This is a genomic window from Microbacterium sp. 71-23 (genome assembly GCF_001897265.1).
Taxonomy (GTDB): Bacteria; Actinomycetota; Actinomycetes; order Actinomycetales; family Microbacteriaceae; genus Microbacterium; species Microbacterium ginsengisoli.
The window spans coordinates 318926-339647 of the sequence record NZ_MKSL01000012.1; the positions used below are offsets into that span (position 1 = coordinate 318926).

Consider the following 20722-nt stretch of genomic DNA (forward strand, 5'->3'; position numbering starts at 1 on the left):
CGTGGCGGGGGAGTGCGTGCCGGGCTCAGTCCGAGAGCGCGAGCGCCCGGAACGCCTCGCGACCAGCCGCGGGTGCGGCCGCGGCATCCGAGCCGGTGCGCGCCAGCGTCGTGCGGCGATAGAGCTCGTCGATGAGGGATGTCGCCAGCCGCACGAGCTTCGCGATCTCGATGTCGTCGCGCTCGACCCAGGCGCAGCGCGGCTCGTCGCCGACCGGCACGAAGCCGTCGTGCTGCTCCCACGCGACGAGGGTGCGCTCGGCGCCCAGCACGTGCTGCTGCCACCACACCTGACGCAGGTAGGTGCGCGGGATCGACTTCCACGACTTGTTGGTCGTCTTGATCTCGGCGAGGGTGATGCGGCCGCGGTCGTCGATGCCGATGCCGTCGGGGGTCGCGAGGTGCCGCGGCTCGACCACCGCGTGGAAGAGGGCCGTCGAGGGCTGGATGCCGTGGGTCGCCGCCACCCAGGCGGCGATCTCCGGCTCGCGTCGCCGGCCGTGGTCCGTGTAGGCGTTGCCGGAGAAGCGCTGGCCCTGCAGTTTCGCGTCGGCAGCTCGCGAGATGGATGCCGCAGATGACAGGGCCGCGACATCCGTCGCCGTGATGCCGCGGGACCGCGCCCGCACCCAGGCCACGCGATCGCGGGAATCCGCGACGATGCGTGCGGCCAGTTCGGGTGTCACGTGTTCGACCCTACGTCCGGGCCGGGACAGCCGTCGGTCGCGACATGCGAGGGGCTCGACCCGGCGGTGAGGGTTTCTTGGAAATCTGGGAGATCTCTATGAAACAATGAAGAAACATCTGATCCCTAACGTCGCTCCCGTTGCGTGCGCCCGTGTCGCGCGCTCGAGAAGGGGATCCATGTCTGAGTCGTCCGCGCGCACCCGCCGACCTTCCCGCCGCCTCATGCGGCTCGCCGCAGCCGGCGCGGCGCTCGCGCTGGCCATCACAGGCCTCTCTCTCCCGGCCCAGGCGGCCGAGCCGGCGGCCGGAGCGACGACCGCCGGGGACCCGTTGTTCCCGAACGTCGGCAACGCGGGCTACGACGTGCAGAACTACGACATCGCGATGACCTATCGCACCAAGACCGACATCTCGGCCGTCACGACGATCACCGCCATCGCGGCGAGCCCGCTGTCGTCGTTCGCCCTCGACTTCGAGGGCCTGACGGTCGAGAGCGTCCTCGTCAACGGCACCGCGGCGAGCTACGTGCGCGAGAACGACGCCGCGGCCGTGCGGTACAAGCTGATCGTCACCCCCGCGCAGCCGGTGGTCGGCGAGTTCACGGTCGCCGTCGCCTATTCCGGCGCGCCCGTCCGGCACATCGACCACGACGGGTCCTCCGAGGGGTGGGTGCCCACGACCGACGGCGTCACCGCGCTCGGCCAGCCGGTCGGGTCGATGGCGTGGTTCCCGAACAACAACACTCCCGCCGACAAGGCGACCTACCGCATCGCGGTGACGGCGCCCTCGGTTGCAGGTGGCAACCCGCTGGTCGTCGCGAGCAACGGCGAGCTGACGTCGAAGACCGTGGACGATGTCGCCGGCACGACGCAATGGGTATGGACGCAGACCAAGCCGATGGCATCCGAGCTCTCGGTGCTGTCGATCGGTCGCTTCAACATCCTCGAGAGCGACATCGTGCTCGCGAGCGGTCGCACCCTGCACGAGTGGAGCTTCGTCGACCCGACGATCTCCACCAACACGCAGAACACGATCAACACTCGTCGCGCCAGCATCAAGCCGATCATCGACTGGCTCGAGACCAAGCTCGGCCCCTACCCGGGTGCAAGCACCGGTGTGATCGTCGACCGGGTGAGCGTCGGCTATGCACTGGAGACGCAGGACCGTCCGTTCTTCGATGGCAGCATCAGCGCACCCACTCTGATCCACGAGCTCGTCCACCAGTGGCTCGGTAACGAGGTCGCACCGGCCGATTGGTCGCACATCTGGCTGAACGAGGGTGCTGCCGAGTTCTTCACGACCTATTACCAGTACGCGACCAGCACGGCAGTGAACCCGACGACCCCCGAGAACGACAGCTACTCGTCCTGGAACTCGGCGACCTCGTCGCGCTGGACCGTGCCGACGGTGGGCTTCACGGACCCCTCGGAGCTCTACGACTGGCAGGTCTACAACCGCGGCAAGTACACCCTCGGTGCGCTGATGACGGCGATCGGTCGTCAGGCGTTTGACCAGCTGTACGCGGAATGGACCGCTCGTCACGCCGGCGGGTCGGCGACGACCGCCGACTTCATCGCGCTCGCCGAGGAGGTGTCGGGACGTGACCTCGGCGCGTTCTTCCAGGACTGGCTCTACGACACCGACAAGCCGGCGTGGCCGCCGGTATGGTCGGCGAATGCGTCGCTCGTCGTTCCCGACGGCACCACCTATGCCGCCGGAGACCCGCTCACGCTGAAGCTGGCGGTGCAGAGCACCGGTCGGGTGACGCTCACAGGTGGAAAGGTCGTCGTCGACGGCTCGACTCTCCTGCCCGAGATCACCCTGCCGACGCCGCTTCCCGCCGGACTGTCGATCGAGGGAACCGACCTCGTCTGGTCGGTGCCCGACACCCCCACCGGTTCGTCGGCTTCGCTGGATATCCCGTTCACCATCGCCGCCGATTCCTCCGGTGCGCCCGTGGAGTTCTCCATCAGCGCTCCGGGGCTCGGCTCCACGGTGACGTCGGGCGTGTTCTCCTTCACGACCGCGGGACCGGTGAAGCTCACCCTGCTGAACATCAACGACTTCCACGGCCGCATCGACGCCAACACGGTGAAGTTCGCCGGAACCATCGAGACCCTCCGCGAGGCGGGCCGCGACGACCACACGCTCCTCCTGTCGGACGGCGACAACATCGGGGCATCCTTGTTCGCCTCGTCGTACTTCAACGACGAGCCCACGATCGACGTGCTCAATGCGCTCGACCTGGCCGCCTCGGCGGCAGGCAACCACGAGTTCGACAAGGGGTACAGCGACCTCGTCGGCCGGGTGTCGGACAGCGCCGACTTCTCCTATCTGGGGGCGAACGTATACCTGAAGGGAACGACGACACCCGCACTTCCGGAGTACGCGGTGATCGATGTCGCCGGACTCAAGGTCGCGGTGATCGGAGCGATCACGCAGGAGACACCCGCGCTCGTCGCGCCGGGCGGGATCAGCTCCCTCGACTTCGGTGACCCGGTCGCGGCGGTGAACCGCGTCGCCGAGTCCCTCGAGGGCACGGTGGACGTGATCATCGCCGAGTACCACGAGGGCGCCTCCGCGGGCACTCCCGACAACGCCACCATCGAGCAGGAGGTCGCCGCCGGCGGCGCGTTCTCGCGCATCGTCACGGACACGTCGGCATCCGTCGACGCGATCTTCACCGGTCACACGCACAAGCTGTACGACTGGGATGCCCCGGTGCCCGGCACCGATCGGACCCGACCCGTCATCCAGACCGGGAGCTACGGCGAGAATATCGGCAAGGTCGTCATGGAGATCGACCGCACCACCGGTGCAGTGACCGTGGCCCAATCGGGCAACGTCGCGCGGCTGGCGTCGCAGGTGTTCCCGAACGACGCGGCGGCCACCGCTGCGGCCAGCAAGGCGCTCGACGACCAGCTCATCGCACGGTTCCCGCGTGTGGCCGAGGTCGCGACCATCGTCGACGAGACGCTCGCTCAGGCGCGCGTCGTCGGTGAGCAGCCCGTGGGATCGGTGACCGCGGATATCACGACCGCGTTCGCGGGCGGGTCCTATGCGGAGTCCGGCTACGCCGGCGGCAGCCGTGACAACCGCGCCGCTCAGTCCACCCTCGGCAACCTGGTGGCGGACGCGCTGGTGTCGACGCTCGCCGACCCGGACCGCGGTGGCGCCGAGATCGGCGTCGTCAATCCCGGCGGCCTGCGCGCCGAGCTCTACGAGGGCACGGACGGTGTGATCACCTACGCCGAGGCGAACGCGGTGCTGCCGTTCGTGAACAACCTCTGGACGACCACGCTCACCGGCGCACAGTTCACCGCGGCCCTCGAGCAGCAGTGGCAGCCGGAGGGCAGCAGCCGCCCGTACCTCGCCCTGGGGCTCTCGTCGAACGTCAGCTACACGTTCGATGCGACCAAGCCGCGAGGTGAGCGCATCACCGGGGTGTGGATCGACGGGCAGCCGCTGGTGGCGACGAACACGTACCGCGTCGGGTCGTTCAACTTCCTGCTGCAGGGCGGCGACAACTTCACCGCGTTCGCACAGGGCACCTCGACGCGCGACTCGGGCCTCATCGACCGCGACGCGTGGATCTCCTACCTGCAGGCGCATCCGGGGCTCTCGCCCCAGTTCGCGAGTCGTTCGGCCCAGCTCACCGGGGTGCCCGCGTCGGTCATGCGGGGGCAGACGATCGAGTTCGCACTGTCGAGCGTCGACCTCACGTCTCTCGGCAGCCCGCGCTCCACGACCGTCACCCCCCGGGTCACCGGTAGCTCGGCGACGTTCGCGCCCATCCCGGTGACGAACGGCACCGCGAACGTCTCGCTGACGTTCCCCGTCGACGCGACGCCGCAGAGCACGATCGAGTTGACGGTCGCTCCGGGTGGCACGACGGTGGTGGTCCCGATCCAGGTCGCGGCCGGACAGACCGGGCCGATCCCGCCGACCACGACGCCGGTGCCCGCCACCGACGAGCAGCTGCTGGCCGAGCTCGAAGGTCTCATCAGCGTGCCGTCGCCGAACCTGGTCGCGGGCGAGACGGTGGTCATCACCGTCGGCACGCAGTACGCCGGACAGTGGGTCACCGTCTGGCTGCACTCGACGCCCACGCAGGTCGGCGGCTGGTACCAGGTGGCGGCCGACGGCACCATCACGGTCACGCTGCCGGTCGGTGTCAGCGGATCGCACCGGCTCGTCGTGCTCGACGCCTCGGGCAACGTCATCGGATGGTCCTCGGTCGCGCTGAGCCTGCCGCCGGCCACGGGGCTGCCGGCGAGCGGCGCCCTGCCCAAGACCGGCGCGGATGCCTCGTGGCTCGGCGGCGTGACGATGCTCGCGCTCCTTCTCATCGGCGCGGGAGTCATCGCGCGAGTGCGCCCGCAGCGCCGGAGCTGATCCGCCGCATCCACCCGAAGGCCCCGCTGAACACCGGCGGGGCCTTCGGGTTTGGCGGGGGCAGCGGCATCCCGTATGCTGATGTCAAGCCGAAGACCGCCGGTCATCGTCGTGCGCGACAGCGCAGGTCGATCGAAGCTCTGCAACGCAGGGGCCCGCGCAGGTGTACGAACGAACTCCCGATCATCGGGCATGTGAAGCTCCGTGCGCTTGCGCCGGAGCTTTTTTCGTTGCCGGGAAGGTCTCAGGCCGGCGATCCGCCATCGCGGATCGTCACGTGGATACAAGGAGTGGCCATGGCGCAGAAGGAAGCGACGGTCGCCGAGCTCACGAAGAATTTCGAGGACTCGACTGCCGTACTGCTCACCGAGTACCGCGGTCTGACGGTTGCCGAGCTCAAGGAGCTCCGCAACACCATCCGTCAGGACGCGGAGTACGCCGTGGTGAAGAACACGCTGTCCAAGATCGCCGCGAACAACGCGGGGATCACGGAGCTGGACGAGGACTTTGCCGGTCCTTCGGCCATCGCCTTCGTGCACGGTGACCCGGTCGCCGTCGCGAAGGGCCTGCGCGCCTTCGCCAAGGCACACCCTCTTCTCGTGATCAAGGGCGGCTACTTCGACGGTGCCCCCCTGAGCGCGGACGAGGTCAACAAGTTGGCCGACCTCGAGAGCCGTGAAGTCCTGCTGGCGAAGCTCGCCGGTGCGATGAAGGCCTCGCTGTTCGGTGCCGCTTATCTCTTCAACGCCCCGCTGTCGAAGGCCGTTCGCACGGTCGACGCGCTGCGTGAGAAGCAGGAGTCCGCGGCCTGAGTCGGCCCGCGGTGGACAAACCCCAATCAAGGAGAAACATCATGGCAAAGCTCAGCACTGAGGAGCTGCTCGACGCCTTCAAGGAGCTCACGCTCATCGAGCTCAGCGAGTTCGTCAAGAAGTTCGAGGAGACCTTCGAGGTCACCGCCGCCGCTCCGGTCGCCGTCGCGGCCGCTCCGGCCGCCGGTGGCGCCGGTGGTGCCGCCGAGGAGGTCGAGGAGAAGGACTCGTTCGACGTCATCCTCGAGGCTGCCGGCGACAAGAAGATCCAGGTCATCAAGGTCGTCCGCGAGCTCACCTCGCTCGGCCTCGGCGAGGCCAAGGCTGTTGTCGATGGCGCCCCCAAGGCCGTCATCGAGGGCGCCAACAAGGAGGCCGCCGACAAGGCGAAGGCCGCTCTCGAAGAGGCCGGCGCGACGGTTACCCTCAAGTAATCCCGCTGCTCTCAGCTCCGAAGGCCCCCGGCACTGCGCCGGGGGCCTTCGTCCTGTCCGGAGCGATGTGCTGATGGCGGATACCTCGTCCCGCCGATATGCGCAGTGCGCGACGCATCTATAGCGCAGAGTCTGGAGTTCGCGCATGAGAGAAATCTCATCGACCGTTCACACACTCGTCACAGAAATGTCGTCCTGACCAACATCGGGTCTCTTAGCCTCACAGGGTTGCTCTCAGCCCTGAACTAGGAGACTCATGTCCATTTCCCAGCCACGCAGGAGAGCGCTCGCCATCATCGCGGGCGCATCCCTCCTCATCGGCATCGCAGCGCCCGGCACGGCGCTCGCGGCCTCGGCGGCAGAACCCGCCCCGGCCGACGTCATCATCAACGAGGCCTACCTCAAGGGCGGCAGCGCCGGCGCGCCCTTCACCAACAAGTTCATCGAGCTCTACAACGCCGGAGGGACCGCGCAGAACCTGACCGGTTGGTCGCTCCAGTACCGGTCCGCGTCCGGCACCGGCGTGGCGACGACGGTCACCCTCTCGGGCACGATCAACCCGGGTTCGTACTTCCTCGTGCAGGCCGCCTCGAACGGCGCCAACGGCGTCGCGCTGCCCACGCCCGATCAGGTGACGAGCTTCAACCCCGGTGGACAGAACGGCGTGCTCTGGCTCTCCGACCAGTCCTCCCCCCTCACCCTCACCCCGGGCTCGGTGGTCGGCACCCCGGGCGTCGTGGACCTCCTCGGCTACGGCAGCGGCAACACGTTCGAGACCAAGGCCGCCCCCGACGCCGGCGGCAACACCACGCCCAACGCCTTGACGCGCACGGGCTTCGTCGACACCGACGACAACTCCACGGACTTCACGGTCACGACGACCGTCACCCCCCAGAACTCCGGCTCGGGCAGCACACCGAACCCGACCGACTCTCCCAGCGCCTCGCCCTCGCCGACCGCATCGAGCACGCCGACGCCCACCACGTCGCCCACCACGGCGCCGGGTGAGATCACGCCGATCTCCGCGATTCAGGGCACCGGCGACACCTCACCGCTCTCCGGTCAGACCGTCACCACCCGCGGAGTCGTGACCGCGGCCTACCCGACCGGCGGCTTCAACGGCTTCTACATCCAGACCCCCGGCACCGGCGGCGCCATCGACTTCGGCACCCACACCGCATCCGATGCGGTCTTCGTCTTCGGCTCGGCCGCGACGGCGAAGGTCTCCGTAGGCCAGTATGTCGAGGTCACCGGAAGCGTGACCGAGTACCAGGGGCTCACCGAGATCAACGGCACCGCCAATGGCACGACGGTCTTGTCCGAGACGGCGCCGGCGCCCGTCGCGGCTGCGACTGTCGCCTTCCCCGCGACCGACCAGCAGCGCGAGTCGCTCGAGGGCATGCTGATCCTTCCCCAGGGCGACTACACCGTCACCAACACCTACTCGACGAACCAGTACGCCGAGATCGGTCTGGCAACCGGCACCACCCCGCTGATCACGCCGACGGAGATCGCCCGACCCGGCACCGCCGCGTACGCGCAGGCCGTGGCGGACAACGCCGCCCGGGGTGTGACGCTCGACGACGGGGCATCCATCAACTTCCTCAGCTCCGCGAACAAGAGCATCGCGCTCCCGTACCTGAGCGATCACGACATCACCGTCGGTGCTCCGGTCACGTTTGCGAAGCCTGTCGTGCTCGACTATCGCAACAGCACCTGGAAGTTCCAGCCCACCGCGCAGCTCCTGGCGGGGGGAGACACCTCGTTCGTGGCCATCGCGGACGGGCGTCCCACGAGCGCACCGAACGTCGGCGGCGACATCCAGCTCGCCAGCTTCAACGTGCTCAACTACTTCACCACCACGGGCGCCGACTATGTCGCCGCCGGCAACACCTGCTCGTTCTACACCGATCGCGCGGGCAACAACGTGACGGTGAACAACTGCTCGGGATCGGGCCCGCGCGGCGCCGCCGACGCAGCGAACCTGAAGCGTCAGCAGGACAAGATCGTCGCGGCGATCAACGGGCTGGGCGCCGACGTGGTCTCGCTCGAGGAGATCGAGAACTCGTCCAAGTTCGGTAAGGACCGGGATTCCGCGCTCTCGACGCTCGTGAACGCGTTGAACAGCGCCCTCGGATCCGAGCAGTGGTCGTTCGTGCCGTCGCCGGCAGCCGATGCGCTCCTGCCGCTCGACCAGCAGGATGTCATCCGCACGGCGTTCATCTACAAGGCATCGCTGGTCAAGCCGGTCGGCGCCTCCGTCGTGCTCAACGACAGCGCCTTCTCGAACGCGCGCCAACCACTCGCCCAGGCCTTCACGGCGGCCGACGGCACCTCTGCGCAGTTCATCGCCATCGTGAACCACTTCAAGTCGAAGGGGTCGGGAACGGGCGCGGACGCGGACCAGGGCGACGGCCAGGGCGCGAGCAACGCATCGCGTGTGGCTCAGGCGCACGCGCTCGTGGCGTTCGCCGATGGGCTGAAGACGTCCGTCGGCACCGACAAGGTCTTCCTGCTGGGCGATTTCAACTCCTACAGCCAGGAGGACCCGATCAAGGTCATCACCGACGCGGGCTACATCCAGCAGGGCGCCGAGGAGTACACCTACTCGTTCAGCGGCCAGTCGGGTTCGCTCGACCACATCTTCGCGTCGCCGTCGGCTCAGGCCGCGGTCACGGGTGCGCACGTGTGGAACATCAACGCAGGTGAGTCCGTGGCGCTGGAGTACAGCCGCTACAACTACAACGCGACCGACTTCTACCGTGCCGACGCATTCCGATCGAGCGACCACGACCCGCTCGTGGTGGGTGTGACGCTGTCGCACAAGATCGAGCTCAACCTCCTCAACATCAACGACTTCCACGGGCGCATCGACGGCAACACCGTCGCGTTCGCGGGAACCGTCGAGGAGCAGCGCGCCGCCTACGGCGAAGGCAACACCCTCCTGCTGTCGGCCGGTGACAACATCGGTGCCTCGCTGTTCGCCTCCGCGGTCGCCGAGGACAAGCCGACCCTCGACGTGCTCAACGCGCTCGACCTGGCGGCGTCGGCTGTGGGCAACCACGAGTTCGACCGCGGCTACGCCGACCTCTCCGGTCGCGTGCAGGATGCGGCGGACTTCCCGTATCTCGGCGCCAACGTCTACAAGGCGGGCACCAGCGAGCCGGCGCTTCCCGAGTACACCATCGTCGACGCGGGTGGCCTGAAGGTCGCGGTCATCGGCGTCATCACGCAGGAGACCCCGAGCCTGGTCGCTCCCGGCGGCATCACCGGACTCACCTTCGGTGACCCGGTCGCGGCCGTGAACCGCGTCGCGGCGGAACTCGCCGGCACGGTCGACGTGATCGTCGCCGAGTACCACGAGGGAGCGGGGGCGGGAACCCCGGAGAAGGCGACGCTTGACCAGGAGGTCGCGGCCGGCGGTGCGTTCGCGGACATCGTGACGAAGACCTCGTCCAGCGTCGACGTCATCTTCACCGGCCACACCCACAAGCAGTACGTGTGGGATGCCCCGGTCCCGGGTGTCGAAGGCAAGACCCGCCCCATCGTTCAGACCGGCAACTACGGCGAGAACCTCGGACAGGTCGTGCTCTCGATCGACGGCGCGTCCCATGACGTGCTCGGCTACACGGCACGCAACATCTCCCGCTCGACCACCCCGGCGGCCACGCTGATCTCGACCTACCCCCGGGTGGCCGAGGTCAACGCGATCACGAACGCTGCACTCGCGAGCGCGGCGGCCATCGGCAACCAGCCGAAGGGATCGGTCACGGCGGACATCACGACGTCGTACACCGGTGGCAGCTACGTCGACGGGAAGTACGCAGGCGCCACCGCCCGCGACAACCGTGCCGGCCAGTCCACGATCGGAAACCTCGTGGCCGACTCTCTCGTCGCCTCGCTCGGCTCGGCCGATCGCGGCGGCGCCGAGATCGGTGTGGTCAACCCCGGCGGTCTGCGCGCCGAGCTCTTCTACGCTCCGGATGGCACGATCACCTACGCCGAGGCGAATGCGGTGCTCCCCTTCGTGAACAACCTCTGGACGACGAGCCTCACTGGCGCGCAGTTCAAGGCCGTGCTCGAGGAGCAGTGGCAGACCAACGCCGACGGCACGATCCCGTCGCGTTCCTACCTCCAGCTCGGGCTGTCGAAGAACGTCTCGTACACGTTCGACGCGACCGCGGCGCGGGGCAGCCACATCACGGGAATCTGGATCGACGGCAAGCCGATCGACCTCGCGGCCTCGTACCGCATCGGTTCGTTCAACTTCCTGCTGCAGGGCGGCGACAACTTCCGCACCTTCGCTCAGGGCACGAACACGCGCGACTCGGGTCTGATCGACCGTGACGCGTGGATCAGCTACCTCGAGACGCATCAGCCGGTCTCGCCGGACTTCGCCAGCCGTTCGGCGCAGGTTCTCGGTGCGCCGACCACTGCGGTCTCGGCAGGCGACCAGGTGTCGTTCACGGTGTCCGCGATCGACATGACGTCGCTCGGCTCGCCGCTGAACACCACGCTGGAGTACGCGGTCGCCGGCAGCGCGGCGACGTTCACGCCGGTCGCGTTCGTCAACGGGACCGCCACGGTGTCGTTCACGGTTCCGCTCGATGCTCCGGCGTCGACGTCCGTGGTGCTCACCTCACCGGCATCGGGAACCAAGGTCACCGTGCCGCTCACGGTCTCGAACGGCACGGGCCTGCCCGGCACGGGACCCGGAACGGAGGTCCCCGGCACCACTCCGCCGTCGATCATCCCGCTCCCCGTCCCGGATGCCGCGCTGACCGCCGCGCTCGAGGGCAAAATCTCCGCGAGCGACACCACTCCCTCCGTCGGGGATGCGGTGAAGATCTACGTCGGCGTCGAGCACGCCGGCGAGTGGGTCACGGTGTGGGTGCACTCCACCCCGGTGCGCATCGGCACGTGGTTCCTCGTCGATGCGAGCGGTTACGTCACCGTCACCATCCCCGCGGGGGTCTCCGGCGCCCACAGTCTGGTCGTCCAGGACGCTGACGGGAACGTCATCGGCTGGCAGGCCGTGACGATCGCCGACCCGTCGCTCGCGGCTCTGCCGCGCACCGGCGGTCAGGATCTGCAGTGGCTGCTGTGGGCAGGCGTCTTGCTCCTCGGGGCCGGTGCCGCCGCACGGATGACGGTGCGCAACCGTCGCAGCTGAGGCATCCGCCATCGCGCTGCCCGTCCCCGGTTCGCCGGGGGCGGGCAGCGTCGTCTGCGCTCAGGCGCCGGAGGTCGCGGGCGCCGTCGTCGAGGATCGCACCACGAGCCGCGTCGGCAGTTGCAGCCGGTCGGGCACGTCCGTGTCGCCGTCGATGAGCGAGAGCAGGGTGCGCGCGGCGAGCTCGCCGAGCTCCTCGGGGTGCTGCACGATCGTGGTGAGTCCGAACATCTCGGCGTAGTCGTGGCCGTCGACGCCGACGACGCTCAGCTGGCCCGGCACGGGCACGCCCAGTCGGCGCGCCGCGATGATCGCACCGATCGCGATCTCGTCGCACGCCGCAACGATCGCCGTGGGGCGCGACTCCATGTCGGCCAGCAGCGGCACGGCGGCCGCGTAGCCGTCCGTCACGGTGAGGGTCGAGGGCGTCGAGCGCATGGATGCCTCGAGCCCGGCCTGTCTCATCGCCTGCTCGTAGCCGATGCACCGGTCCGCGACATCGCGTGCGCGGGGGGAGTCGTAGGGCGTCACCCCGAGGAAGGCGATCTCGCGGTGGCCGAGCGTGATCAGGTGCTGCGTGATCATCCGCCCGATCGCGATGTTGTCGATGCCGATCGTCGGAATTCCGTTGAGCCCGTTGCCCACGCACAGGGTCGGCTTGCCGATGCCGATCAGCTTCTCGATGTCGTCGTCGTCGGGTTCGAGTGCCACCGCGAGCACGCCGTCGAATCGTTTCCGGGCCAGGAAGAAGCGGTACATGCTCTCGCGATCCTGAGACGCGGGCTCAGCGACGTAGAGCGTCAGGTCGTAGCCGGCCGGGATGAGCGCGCGGGTGATGCCCTCGATCATCGAGCCGAAGTACCACCGGTTGACCCTCGGCACGATGACGGCGATCGTGCGCGTGCGACCCGTTGCGAGGCCGGCGGCGTTGGCGGACGCCACGTAGCCCAGAGTGGTGGCGGCATCCGTCACCTTCTTGCGCGTCTCCTCGGAGACATAGCCGCCCCCGCTGAGCGCGCGGCTCGCAGTGGACTTGGAGACCCCGGCCAGGCGGGCGACGTCGGCGATGCCGCTCACTCTCGATCCCTTCATCGTCGACGGGTTCGTGCGACCGGTGGTCGCGGGACTTTCCGTCGCAGTCTAGATGATCACAGAAACTTTAGGGAACCGGTTCCACATGGGACGGCGATTCACAAAGGGGAAATCGGCGCGATATGAGCACCAGAACCTGGAATCACCGCACGAATAGTGGGGTTTATGGATTCGTGACCGGCGCTGGTTGTGGATCGCGTGAACTTCGAATACGGTGCTGTGGAACCGGTTCCGGGGGAATCGGTATGTGAGACGGAAGAATTCCGTGCACTCAAGGAGGAGGAATCACATGGCAACACTGCAGCGGCGCCACGTCCTAGCGCCGGTCGCACTGATCGGAGCCCTCGGGCTCGGTCTGGTCGGGTGCGCCGAGGGCAGCCCCAGCAGCAGCTCCAGCGATCTGTCGGGTCAGACCGTCAAGATCTCGGGCGGGATCACCGGGTCGGAGGCCGACCTGCTGAACCAGTCCTTCACGCAGTTCACCGCCGACACGGGCATCAAGGTCGAGTACACCGGCGACAAGAGCTTCGAGGGAAACATCGTCACCAAGGTGACCGGTGGCTCGGCGCCCGACATCGCCATCGTGCCCCAGCCGGGTCTGCTGAAGACCCTGGTCGGCACGGGCGACGTCAAGAAGGCGTCGGACACCGTCTCGGCCAACGTCGACAAGTACTGGTCGAAGGACTGGAAGACGTATGGCACGGTCGACGGCACGTTCTACGCCGCGCCCATGCTCGCCAACGTCAAGGGCTACGTCTGGTACTCGCCGGCGAAGTTCAAGGAGTGGGGCGTCTCCGTCCCCAAGACCTGGGACGACCTGCTCACCCTGACCAAGACCATTCAGCAGAAGACCGGCCAGGCTCCCTGGTGCGCCGGCTTCGCCTCGGGTGACGCGTCGGGCTGGCCCGGCACCGACTGGATCGAGGACCTCGTCCTGCGTCAGTCCGGCCCCGACGTCTACGACCAGTGGGTCGCCGGCACGGTGAAGTTCACGGATGCCCCGATCAAGAGCGCGTTCGACGCGGTGGGTCAGATCCTCCTGAACCCCCAGTACGTCAACGCCGGCTTCGGAGATGTGAAGAGCATCAACTCGACCGCGTTCGCCGACGTCGCCGCCAAGGTCGCCGACGGCAGCTGCGCGATGACGCACCAGGCGTCGTTCCTCTCGTCGAACTTCCTCGACGTGAAGACCGCCTCGGGTCAGACCCCGAAGGTCGCCCCCGACGGTGACGTCTACGCGTTCATCCTCCCCGGCATCACCGAGGGTGCGCAGTCGGTCGAGGCCGGCGGCGAGTTCGTCGCGTCGTTCAGTGACTCGGCGGCCGTGCAGAAGGTTCTCGAGTACATGTCGAGCCCCGACTTCGCGAACGCCCGCGTCAAGCTCGGCGGCGTGATCTCGGCCAACAAGGGCGCCGACCCGAGCCTGGCCTCGAGCGCGTTCCTCACCGACGCCATGAAGACGCTGCAGGACCAGAACACGGTCGTGCGTTTCGACGCGTCGGACCTGATGCCCGCCACGGTGGGTTCGGGCTCCTTCTGGAAGGGCATGGTCAGCTGGATCGACGGCAAGCCGACCGACCAGGTGCTCAGCGACATCCAGGCCGGCTACAACAACTGATCGCCTGACGGCGGCAGGCCGCCCGTGAGGGGGTCGCTCTTCGGAGCGGTCCCCTCACGGCGCGGTTTCCGCCCTGAATCGAGGGAGAGACGATGTCGTCGCATCCGATGACCGCGAACACGCAGACGCCCCGCGCGGGCGGTACGCGTCGCGTCGCCACCATCATCGCGATCATCGCCGCCGTGGCGGTGGTCGCGTTTTTCGTCCTGCTGGTGACAGGACCCCACGTCGAGAACGCCCGACCGACGACGCTCGGCTTCTCGCTCAACAGCTTCTTCCAGTGGATCGGCAACCTGAATCCGCTGCTGCAGATCCCGATCATGCTCGCCGTCGCGCTCGCGGTGGTCGGCGTCATCCTGCTGCTCATCGAGTACGCCCCCCGTGCGGGGCGCGGATACTTCTGGCTGCGACTGGCCGCGTGCTTCGTGCTGCCGGTGATCGCCTTCATGCTGCTGCGTCCGTACCAGAACGCCGTGCTCTGGGTCGTGGGTATCGCCCTCGGCCTCGGCGCCCTCCTGTTCTTCGCGGACTACCGGGCTCGCGAAGGCGCGGGCTACCTGTTCCAGCTGATCATCTTCCTCACGCCGGCAGCGCTTCTGCTTCTGCTTGGCCTGATCTACCCGGCGATCAGCACTATCTACCAGTCGTTCTTCGACAAGACGGGCAAGTCGTTCGTCGGGCTCGACAACTACATCTGGACCTTCACGAACCCGGAAGGCTTCTGGTCGGTCATCAACACCCTCATCTGGGCTCTCGTCACACCGGTCGTTTCGACGGCGCTCGGCCTCGCGTACGCCGCCTTCATTGACCGTGCACGCGGCGAGAAGATCCTCAAGGTGCTCGTGTTCATGCCGATGGCGATCTCGTTCGTGGGTGCCGGCATCATCTGGAAGTTCATCTACGACTATCGGCAGGGCGACCAGATCGGCCTGCTGAACGCGATCATCACCGGGCTCGGGGGTCAGCCGGTGCCCTGGCTCGACACGGCGCCACTGGTCAACACGATCTGCCTGCTCATCGTGTTCATCTGGACGCAGACCGGGTTCGCCATGGTCGTGCTCTCCGCCGCGATCAAGGCCGTGCCGACCGAGCAGCTCGAGGCTGCGCAGCTCGACGGCACGAACGCGTGGCAGCGGTTCATCAACGTGACGGTGCCCGGAATCCGCTCGTCGCTGGTCGTCGTGCTCACGACCCTGACGATCGCCGCACTGAAGGTGTACGACATTGTGGCGGTGATGACCGGCGGTCGGTCGGACTCGACGGTGCTCGGTTTCGAGATGGTGAACCAGCAGCAGCGGTTCCAGAGCTACGGGCACTCGTCGGCCCTCGCCGTCGTGCTGTTCCTCATCGTGCTGCCGCTGATCATCTACAACGCGCGACAGCTGCGCAAGCAGAAGGAGGTGCGCTGATGGCCGTCATCGACGCCCAGCCCGCATTCGACGCCCGTGCGGCCCGCCGTACGGCGCGAGAGACCCGCCGCAACGAGAACCTGGCGCAGAAGAAGCTGACCTCGAAGCGAGCCACTCTGATCGCGATCCTCATCGCGATCCTGTGGACGATCCCGACGTTCGGCCTGTTCGTCACCTCGTTCCGCCCCGGGGCCGACAGCCAGTCGACAGGGTGGTGGACGGTCTTCGTCAACCCGAGCTTCACCCTCGACAACTACTTCGAGGCGCTCACCTCGGGCGGTACGGCGCTCACCCTCGGGCAGTCGTTCATCAACTCGCTCGCGATCACGATCCCCGCCACGGTCATTCCGATCGCAGTCGCCTCGCTCGCCGCGTACGCGTTCGCGTGGATCGACTTCAAGGGCCGCAACATTCTGTTCGTGTTCGTCTTCGCGCTGCAGATCGTGCCGATCCAGATGGCGCTCGTGCCGCTGCTGAGCCTGTTCTCACGGGGTCTCGAGATCGGGGGAGTGGCGGTGTTCCCCGGCTTCGAGCTGAGGGATGTCGACCACAGCTTCGCGACGGTGTGGATCGCGCACGCGATCTTCGGCCTGCCGCTGGCGATCTTCCTGCTGCACAACTTCATCGCGGAGATCCCGGCGGAGCTCATCGAGGCTGCGCGCGTCGATGGCGCCGGGCACGGCCAGATCTTCTTCCGGATGATCCTGCCCCTCGCGATGCCGGCGATCGCCTCGTTCGCGATCTTCCAGTTCCTCTGGGTCTGGAACGACCTGCTCGTCGCGACTATCTTCGCTCCATCGAGTTCGCTGCCATTGACACAGACATTGAACTCGCTATCCGGCTCGTGGGGCTCGAAGTGGTTCCTGCAGTCCGCCGGTGCGTTCATCTCGATCATCGTTCCGCTGATCGTGTTCTTCGCGCTGCAGCGCTTCTTCGTGCGCGGCCTTCTCGCCGGATCGACGAAGGGCTGACCCGACCGCACGGAACGACGGGCCGGTGGAGGGGTTCCCTCCACCGGCCCGTCGTTCGCGCGTCGACGGTCGCCGACTGTGGATAACCCCTGGTCATGCCGGTGTACTCGTCTACCTTGGGGCGCATGTCGCAGGCTCCCCGTCGCACCGCTATCGCGTTGATCGCCGCGCTCACCGCGGTCGTCATGAGCGGATGCGGCGCCCCCGCGCCCACCCCGACGCCGACGGCGTTGAGTGAGGCGGAGGCCTATGCCGCGGCGGAGGCGACGTATCGGGCGTATGTCGACGCGTTGAACCGTGTGGACCTCTCCGATCCCACGACATTCGAGCCCGTGTTCGCGTTGACGACCGGTGAAGCGCTTGCCGCGGACCGAAAGACCTTTTCCGACATGCACGCCCGCGCCTACTCGGTATCCGGTAACACTCGCGTTCAGTCGATAGTCGACCGTCGGTTTGATAGTTCGACCGGAGTTGTCGAGCTTGCCGTGTGTCAGGACGTCTCACAAGTGCACGTCGTGGACGAGTCGGGGAACAGTGTCGTAAGTCCGGACCGCCCGGACATCCAGCAGATGCGCTTAAGAGCTGCGCCCCTCTCCTCCGGAGCTACTCGAGCTCTGATCACTTCTTTCGGGCCCGACGAATCAGGCGTGAAGTGCTAGCTCTGACACTCGCGATCTCAGTCGTCGTTGCTGCCGGTCTCACAGCTTCCGGCGTTCAAGGGCAGAACTGTGGAGCGGGCGCCTGGACAGGGCCGTGTGTCGCGAACTCCGGCACCAAGGTAGACCTCGTCGAGCAGCGCGCGCCGTCGGGCGATGCGGGGTCGACGTGGGTGCCTCGCCACTCGCAGTCTGATGATCGGTCGGGCCTGGGCCCGGTGAACTACACGAACGCGACGCCGTTGCAGAGGGTGGGCGACCTCTCGAACCAGGTGGACTGCGGGTTGGCGATGTGTCTGGACCCTGCTCAGCCGGTCGATCCGGGCGCGCCGACGGTGACCGCCGCGGATATCGCGTCGTTCCGCCCCGACCCGAGCGAGCTGGCGAGTGAGCCGACCGGCGTCGGGATCGTCGGGCTGCCCGCGAACATTCTGACCGGCACGCGTGCCCATGTCGTCGCGGGCACCCTTTTCGACGTGCCGGCGCAGGTGCGTTTCACACCGGCCCGGCACCTGTTCACGTACGGCGACGGTTCTTCCCGCACCACCGTGTCGGCCGGCTCGACGTGGGCGGCCCTCGGCGTTCCGCAGTTCACGCCGACGGCCACGAGCCACGTCTACGGCGCCCGCGGCGAGTACACGATCACCCTCGAGACGTCTTACGCGGCCGAGGCAACCTTCGACGGCGTCACCTGGATCCCGGTCGACGGTCTCGTGACTCCGGAGGCAACGACCGCGCCGATCCAGGTGCTCGAGGCGCGCACCGCGCTGGTCGGCCAGACCTGCGTCGAGAATCCCCGCGCAGCCGGCTGCTGACCGGTCACGACCGACGCAGAACCGTGCAAAGTCGCCCGAAAAGGGGCGTCGCGCGCGCGTGAGTGCTTCGTGCGTCGTGTCAGCCGAACATCGGCCCTGACGCCCGAAACCGGGCACGTACCGTCATCGCAGACGCACCGGGGAGATCCTCCGGGCGACGCGAATCGAACGGAACCCGCACGTGAACGAGCTGCAGAACCTCATCCCCCTCGCTGTCGGCATGATGATCTCGCCGCTGCCGATCGTGGCGATCGTCGCCATCGTGCTGGCGCCCCGCGGCCGGGCCGCCGCGCCGATCTACACGACGACGTTCACGATCGTCTCGCTCGTGTTCCTCGCTCTCGGCGCCGTCTTCTCCGCGAACAGCTCCTCGTCCTCCACATCGGGAAGCAGTTCGACCGTCTCGTTCGTCTTCGCGATCATCATCACCATCGGCTTCGCGCTCTTCGCGGTGCTCAGCTGGATCGGGCGCCCGAAGCCCGGCCAGACCGCGAAGGCACCCTCATGGCTGGCCGCCATCGACAACGTCACGCCCCTCAGCGCCGCGGGACTCGGGTTCGTGATGGCCATCACCAACACCAAGAACATCCCGCTCGCGCTCAAGGGCGGCGCGCTCATCGGCGATGCGCACAGCTCGCTGCCGATCACGATCCTGCTGTGCGTCGTCGTCGCGATCGTCGGCTCGCTCGCGCTGATCGTCCCCGCCCTGATCGCCCTCAGCACCTCCGACCGCGTCATCGGTGCCCTGCAGCGCGTCAAGACGGAGATGATCGCGCACAACGCCGTCATGATGACCGTTCTGTTCGCGATCCTGGCCGCGAACGAAGCAGCCCAGGTCGTCCACCACCTCGTCTCCTGACACCGACCCGCGACATCCGTTCGTCGACCATCGAAAGGCACATCATGTCCGAAGCCTGCTGCGCAGCCCCGCCGACCACCCGCGCCCACCTCGCTCCCGCCATCGCGACCGCCGGTCAGACCCTCACCCCCGCCGGCTACGGCGACGCCCGTCGTGCCGGCTCCGTCGCCGACCTGCTCATCGTCGGCGAGATCGCCACGGGTGACCCCACGGCCCCCCGCGCCGAGGCCATCGCCGTCTCGGGCGGGCGCATCATCGGCATCGGCAGCCGCTCCGAGGTCGACGGCCTCACCGGCCCCGATACCCGCACGATCGCCCCCGAGGGAGTCGTCATCCCCGGCCTGATCGAGCCCCACGCGCACATCTGGGCCTCGCTCATGACACTCGACTGGACTGACGTCTCGCACGTCGCGTGCCCCGAGTTCGACGACGTCGTCGCGACGCTGAAGGATGCCGCGGCCCGCACCGCGCCCGGCGAGTACCTGCTCGCGAAGCTCTTCGACCCGAGCCTCTACCCCGGAGAGCCGGTGCTGACCAGGGACATCCTCGACCGCGTGGCATCCGACCGGCCCGTCGTGGTGCTCAACGCGTCGATGCACTTCGCGTACGCCAACAGCGCTGCGTTCGCCGCGGCCGGAATCACCGATCAGACCCCGGAGCCCGTCGGCGGCACGCTGCAGCACATCGACGGGCGCCTCACCGGCGTCGTCGGCGAGTCTCCGGCGGTCGCGCTCCTGCTCGGCAACCTGCCGCGCCCGGATGCGGCGGGCATCGAACGCGGCATCCGCCAGATCCTCACCGAGTTCGCCTCCCAGGGCGTGACCTCGATGCGCGAGGCCATGACCGGCACGATCGCCGGTGTCAGCGAGATCGCGCTGCTGCATCAGATCAACGGCGCGGGTCGACTGCCGACCCGCGTCTCGACCGCGCAGTTCTCCATCCTCGCCGGATACGACACCCCCGCAGCCGTCGCGGCCGCGTGGCGCGAGGCCGGAGTGACGCCGTTCAGCGGCGACGACATGGTGCGCGCCGACGCCTGGAAGCTCGTCGCGGACGGGTCGAACCAGGGCCGTTCCGGCTACTTCCTGCAGCCGTACCTCGGCGAGAACAACGGTGGCCACGCCAACTGGACCCCCGAAAGCCTTCGCGAAGTCATGAAGGCGGGTCTCGACGACGGGTGGCAGCTGATGATCCACACCAACGGGGACGCCGCCGTGGAGTTCGCGCTCACCGCCGCCGAGCAGCTGTTCCCCGGCACCGACCGCACGCTCCGCCACCGGTTCGAGCACGCGTCGGTGACGACGAACGACCAGCTCGCCCGCATGGCCGCGGCCGGCATCTCGCCGAGCTTCCTGATGGACCACGTCTACTACTGGGGAGCCGCGTTCCGCGACACGATCCTCGGCCCCGAGCGCGCCGAGCGTCTGGATCGGCTCGCCTCCGCCTATCGCTTCGGACTGCGTCCGAGCCTGCACTCCGACTACAACGTGACCCGCGTCCAGCCGCTGCACGCCGCGCGCACCGCGGTGCTGCGCCAGCTCGAGGCGGACGGCACGGTGCTCGCGCCCCAGGAATGCGCGACGCCCGAGCAGGCGCTCGCCGCGATCACGACCCACGCGGCCTGGCAGATCCACGCCGACGACCGCGGCTCGCTCGCCGTCGGCAACCGCGCCGACTTCGCCGTGGTCGACCGCAATCCGTGGACCAGCGACCCGGCCGGCTGGGCCGACATCGCCGTGCACGAGACCTACCTCGACGGCACGCCCGCCTTCCAGTCCTGACCCCGCACCTCCCCTCCACAG

General features: G+C 67.9%; 13 protein-coding genes. 11 read left to right on the forward strand and 2 right to left on the reverse strand.

Going from position 1 to position 20722, the window contains the following annotated elements; genetic code table 11:
* Window positions 1–25: 25 nt before the first annotated feature.
* Window positions 26–685: a YqaJ viral recombinase family protein gene (locus tag BGO15_RS05835; protein WP_056207534.1), complete on the reverse strand. Its 660-nt coding sequence runs from the start codon at window positions 683–685 to the stop codon at window positions 26–28.
* 178 nt (window positions 686–863) lie between these two features.
* Here BGO15_RS05835 and BGO15_RS05840 point away from each other — a divergent pair, with 178 nt between their 5' ends.
* The 4 genes from BGO15_RS05840 to BGO15_RS05855 all read left to right on the forward strand — a co-directional run bounded on the left by BGO15_RS05840 (window position 864) and on the right by BGO15_RS05855 (window position 11500).
* Window positions 864–5081 carry a 5'-nucleotidase C-terminal domain-containing protein gene (locus BGO15_RS05840; RefSeq protein ID WP_162237859.1) on the forward strand — a complete coding sequence of 1406 codons (4218 nt, stop codon included), beginning with the start codon at window positions 864–866 and terminating at the stop codon, window positions 5079–5081.
* Between the two features lie 296 nt (window positions 5082–5377).
* Window positions 5378–5893, forward strand: coding sequence for a 50S ribosomal protein L10 (rplJ, locus tag BGO15_RS05845; RefSeq protein ID WP_045247319.1), 516 nt, complete (start codon window positions 5378–5380; stop codon window positions 5891–5893).
* Window positions 5894–5934: 41 nt separating this feature from the next.
* A complete protein-coding gene (gene rplL / locus BGO15_RS05850) occupies window positions 5935–6327 on the forward strand; it encodes a 50S ribosomal protein L7/L12 (RefSeq protein ID WP_045247318.1) in 393 nt (130 codons plus the stop codon).
* 256 nt (window positions 6328–6583) lie between these two features.
* The gene (locus BGO15_RS05855; protein ID WP_082483085.1) at window positions 6584–11500 is read left to right on the forward strand and encodes an ExeM/NucH family extracellular endonuclease; all 4917 of its coding nucleotides are present in this window, start codon (window positions 6584–6586) and stop codon (window positions 11498–11500) included.
* Between the two features lie 60 nt (window positions 11501–11560).
* On the opposite strand, the gene BGO15_RS05860 is transcribed toward BGO15_RS05855, so the two are convergent.
* Window positions 11561–12577, reverse strand: coding sequence for a LacI family DNA-binding transcriptional regulator (locus BGO15_RS05860; protein ID WP_045247317.1), 1017 nt, complete (start codon window positions 12575–12577; stop codon window positions 11561–11563).
* 304 nt (window positions 12578–12881) lie between these two features.
* On the opposite strand from BGO15_RS05860, the gene BGO15_RS05865 reads away from it, so the two are divergent.
* The 7 genes from BGO15_RS05865 (at window position 12882) to BGO15_RS05895 (ending at window position 20701) form a co-directional block, all read left to right on the forward strand.
* Entirely contained in the window at window positions 12882–14210 is a 1329-nt protein-coding gene (locus tag BGO15_RS05865; RefSeq protein ID WP_045247316.1) for an ABC transporter substrate-binding protein, read from the forward strand.
* A 92-nt stretch (window positions 14211–14302) separates the two neighbouring features.
* Window positions 14303–15619, forward strand: coding sequence for a carbohydrate ABC transporter permease (locus BGO15_RS05870; RefSeq protein ID WP_082483084.1), 1317 nt, complete (start codon window positions 14303–14305; stop codon window positions 15617–15619).
* Window positions 15619–16590, forward strand: a complete 972-nt coding sequence (locus tag BGO15_RS05875; RefSeq protein ID WP_045247314.1) for a carbohydrate ABC transporter permease — start codon at window positions 15619–15621, stop codon at window positions 16588–16590. Before BGO15_RS05870 ends, BGO15_RS05875 begins: the two co-directional genes overlap by 1 nt.
* A 125-nt stretch (window positions 16591–16715) precedes the next feature.
* Window positions 16716–17249 (forward strand): hypothetical protein, encoded by a 534-nt coding sequence (locus BGO15_RS05880; RefSeq protein WP_048809133.1) that lies wholly within the window; start codon window positions 16716–16718, stop codon window positions 17247–17249.
* A gap of 287 nt (window positions 17250–17536) precedes the next feature.
* Entirely contained in the window at window positions 17537–18061 is a 525-nt protein-coding gene (locus tag BGO15_RS05885; protein ID WP_156454788.1) for a hypothetical protein, read from the forward strand.
* 181 nt (window positions 18062–18242) lie between these two features.
* On the forward strand, window positions 18243–18920 hold the full coding sequence (locus BGO15_RS05890; RefSeq protein ID WP_056207530.1) for a GAP family protein: 678 nt from the start codon (window positions 18243–18245) through the stop codon (window positions 18918–18920).
* Window positions 18921–18964: 44 nt separating this feature from the next.
* Complete coding sequence (locus BGO15_RS05895) at window positions 18965–20701, forward strand: amidohydrolase (protein ID WP_056519426.1); 1737 nt, start codon at window positions 18965–18967, stop codon at window positions 20699–20701.
* The last annotated feature ends 21 nt before the right edge of the window (window positions 20702–20722 follow it).

Excerpts from the sequence above, each read along its gene's own strand:
- rplJ (WP_045247319.1), top strand. The coding sequence starts at position 5,378 with ATGGCGCAGAAGGAAGCGACGGTCGCCGAGCTCACGAAGAATTTCGAG.
- BGO15_RS05870 (WP_082483084.1), top strand. The coding sequence starts at position 14,303 with ATGTCGTCGCATCCGATGACCGCGAACACGCAGACGCCCCGCGCGGGC.
- BGO15_RS05895 (WP_056519426.1), top strand. The coding sequence starts at position 18,965 with ATGTCCGAAGCCTGCTGCGCAGCCCCGCCGACCACCCGCGCCCACCTC.
- BGO15_RS05885 (WP_156454788.1), top strand. The coding sequence starts at position 17,537 with ATGTGTCTGGACCCTGCTCAGCCGGTCGATCCGGGCGCGCCGACGGTG.
- BGO15_RS05840 (WP_162237859.1), top strand. The coding sequence starts at position 864 with ATGTCTGAGTCGTCCGCGCGCACCCGCCGACCTTCCCGCCGCCTCATG.
- BGO15_RS05865 (WP_045247316.1), top strand. The coding sequence starts at position 12,882 with ATGGCAACACTGCAGCGGCGCCACGTCCTAGCGCCGGTCGCACTGATC.
- BGO15_RS05875 (WP_045247314.1), top strand. The coding sequence starts at position 15,619 with ATGGCCGTCATCGACGCCCAGCCCGCATTCGACGCCCGTGCGGCCCGC.
- BGO15_RS05880 (WP_048809133.1), top strand. The coding sequence starts at position 16,716 with ATGTCGCAGGCTCCCCGTCGCACCGCTATCGCGTTGATCGCCGCGCTC.
- rplL (WP_045247318.1), top strand. The coding sequence starts at position 5,935 with ATGGCAAAGCTCAGCACTGAGGAGCTGCTCGACGCCTTCAAGGAGCTC.
- BGO15_RS05855 (WP_082483085.1), top strand. The coding sequence starts at position 6,584 with ATGTCCATTTCCCAGCCACGCAGGAGAGCGCTCGCCATCATCGCGGGC.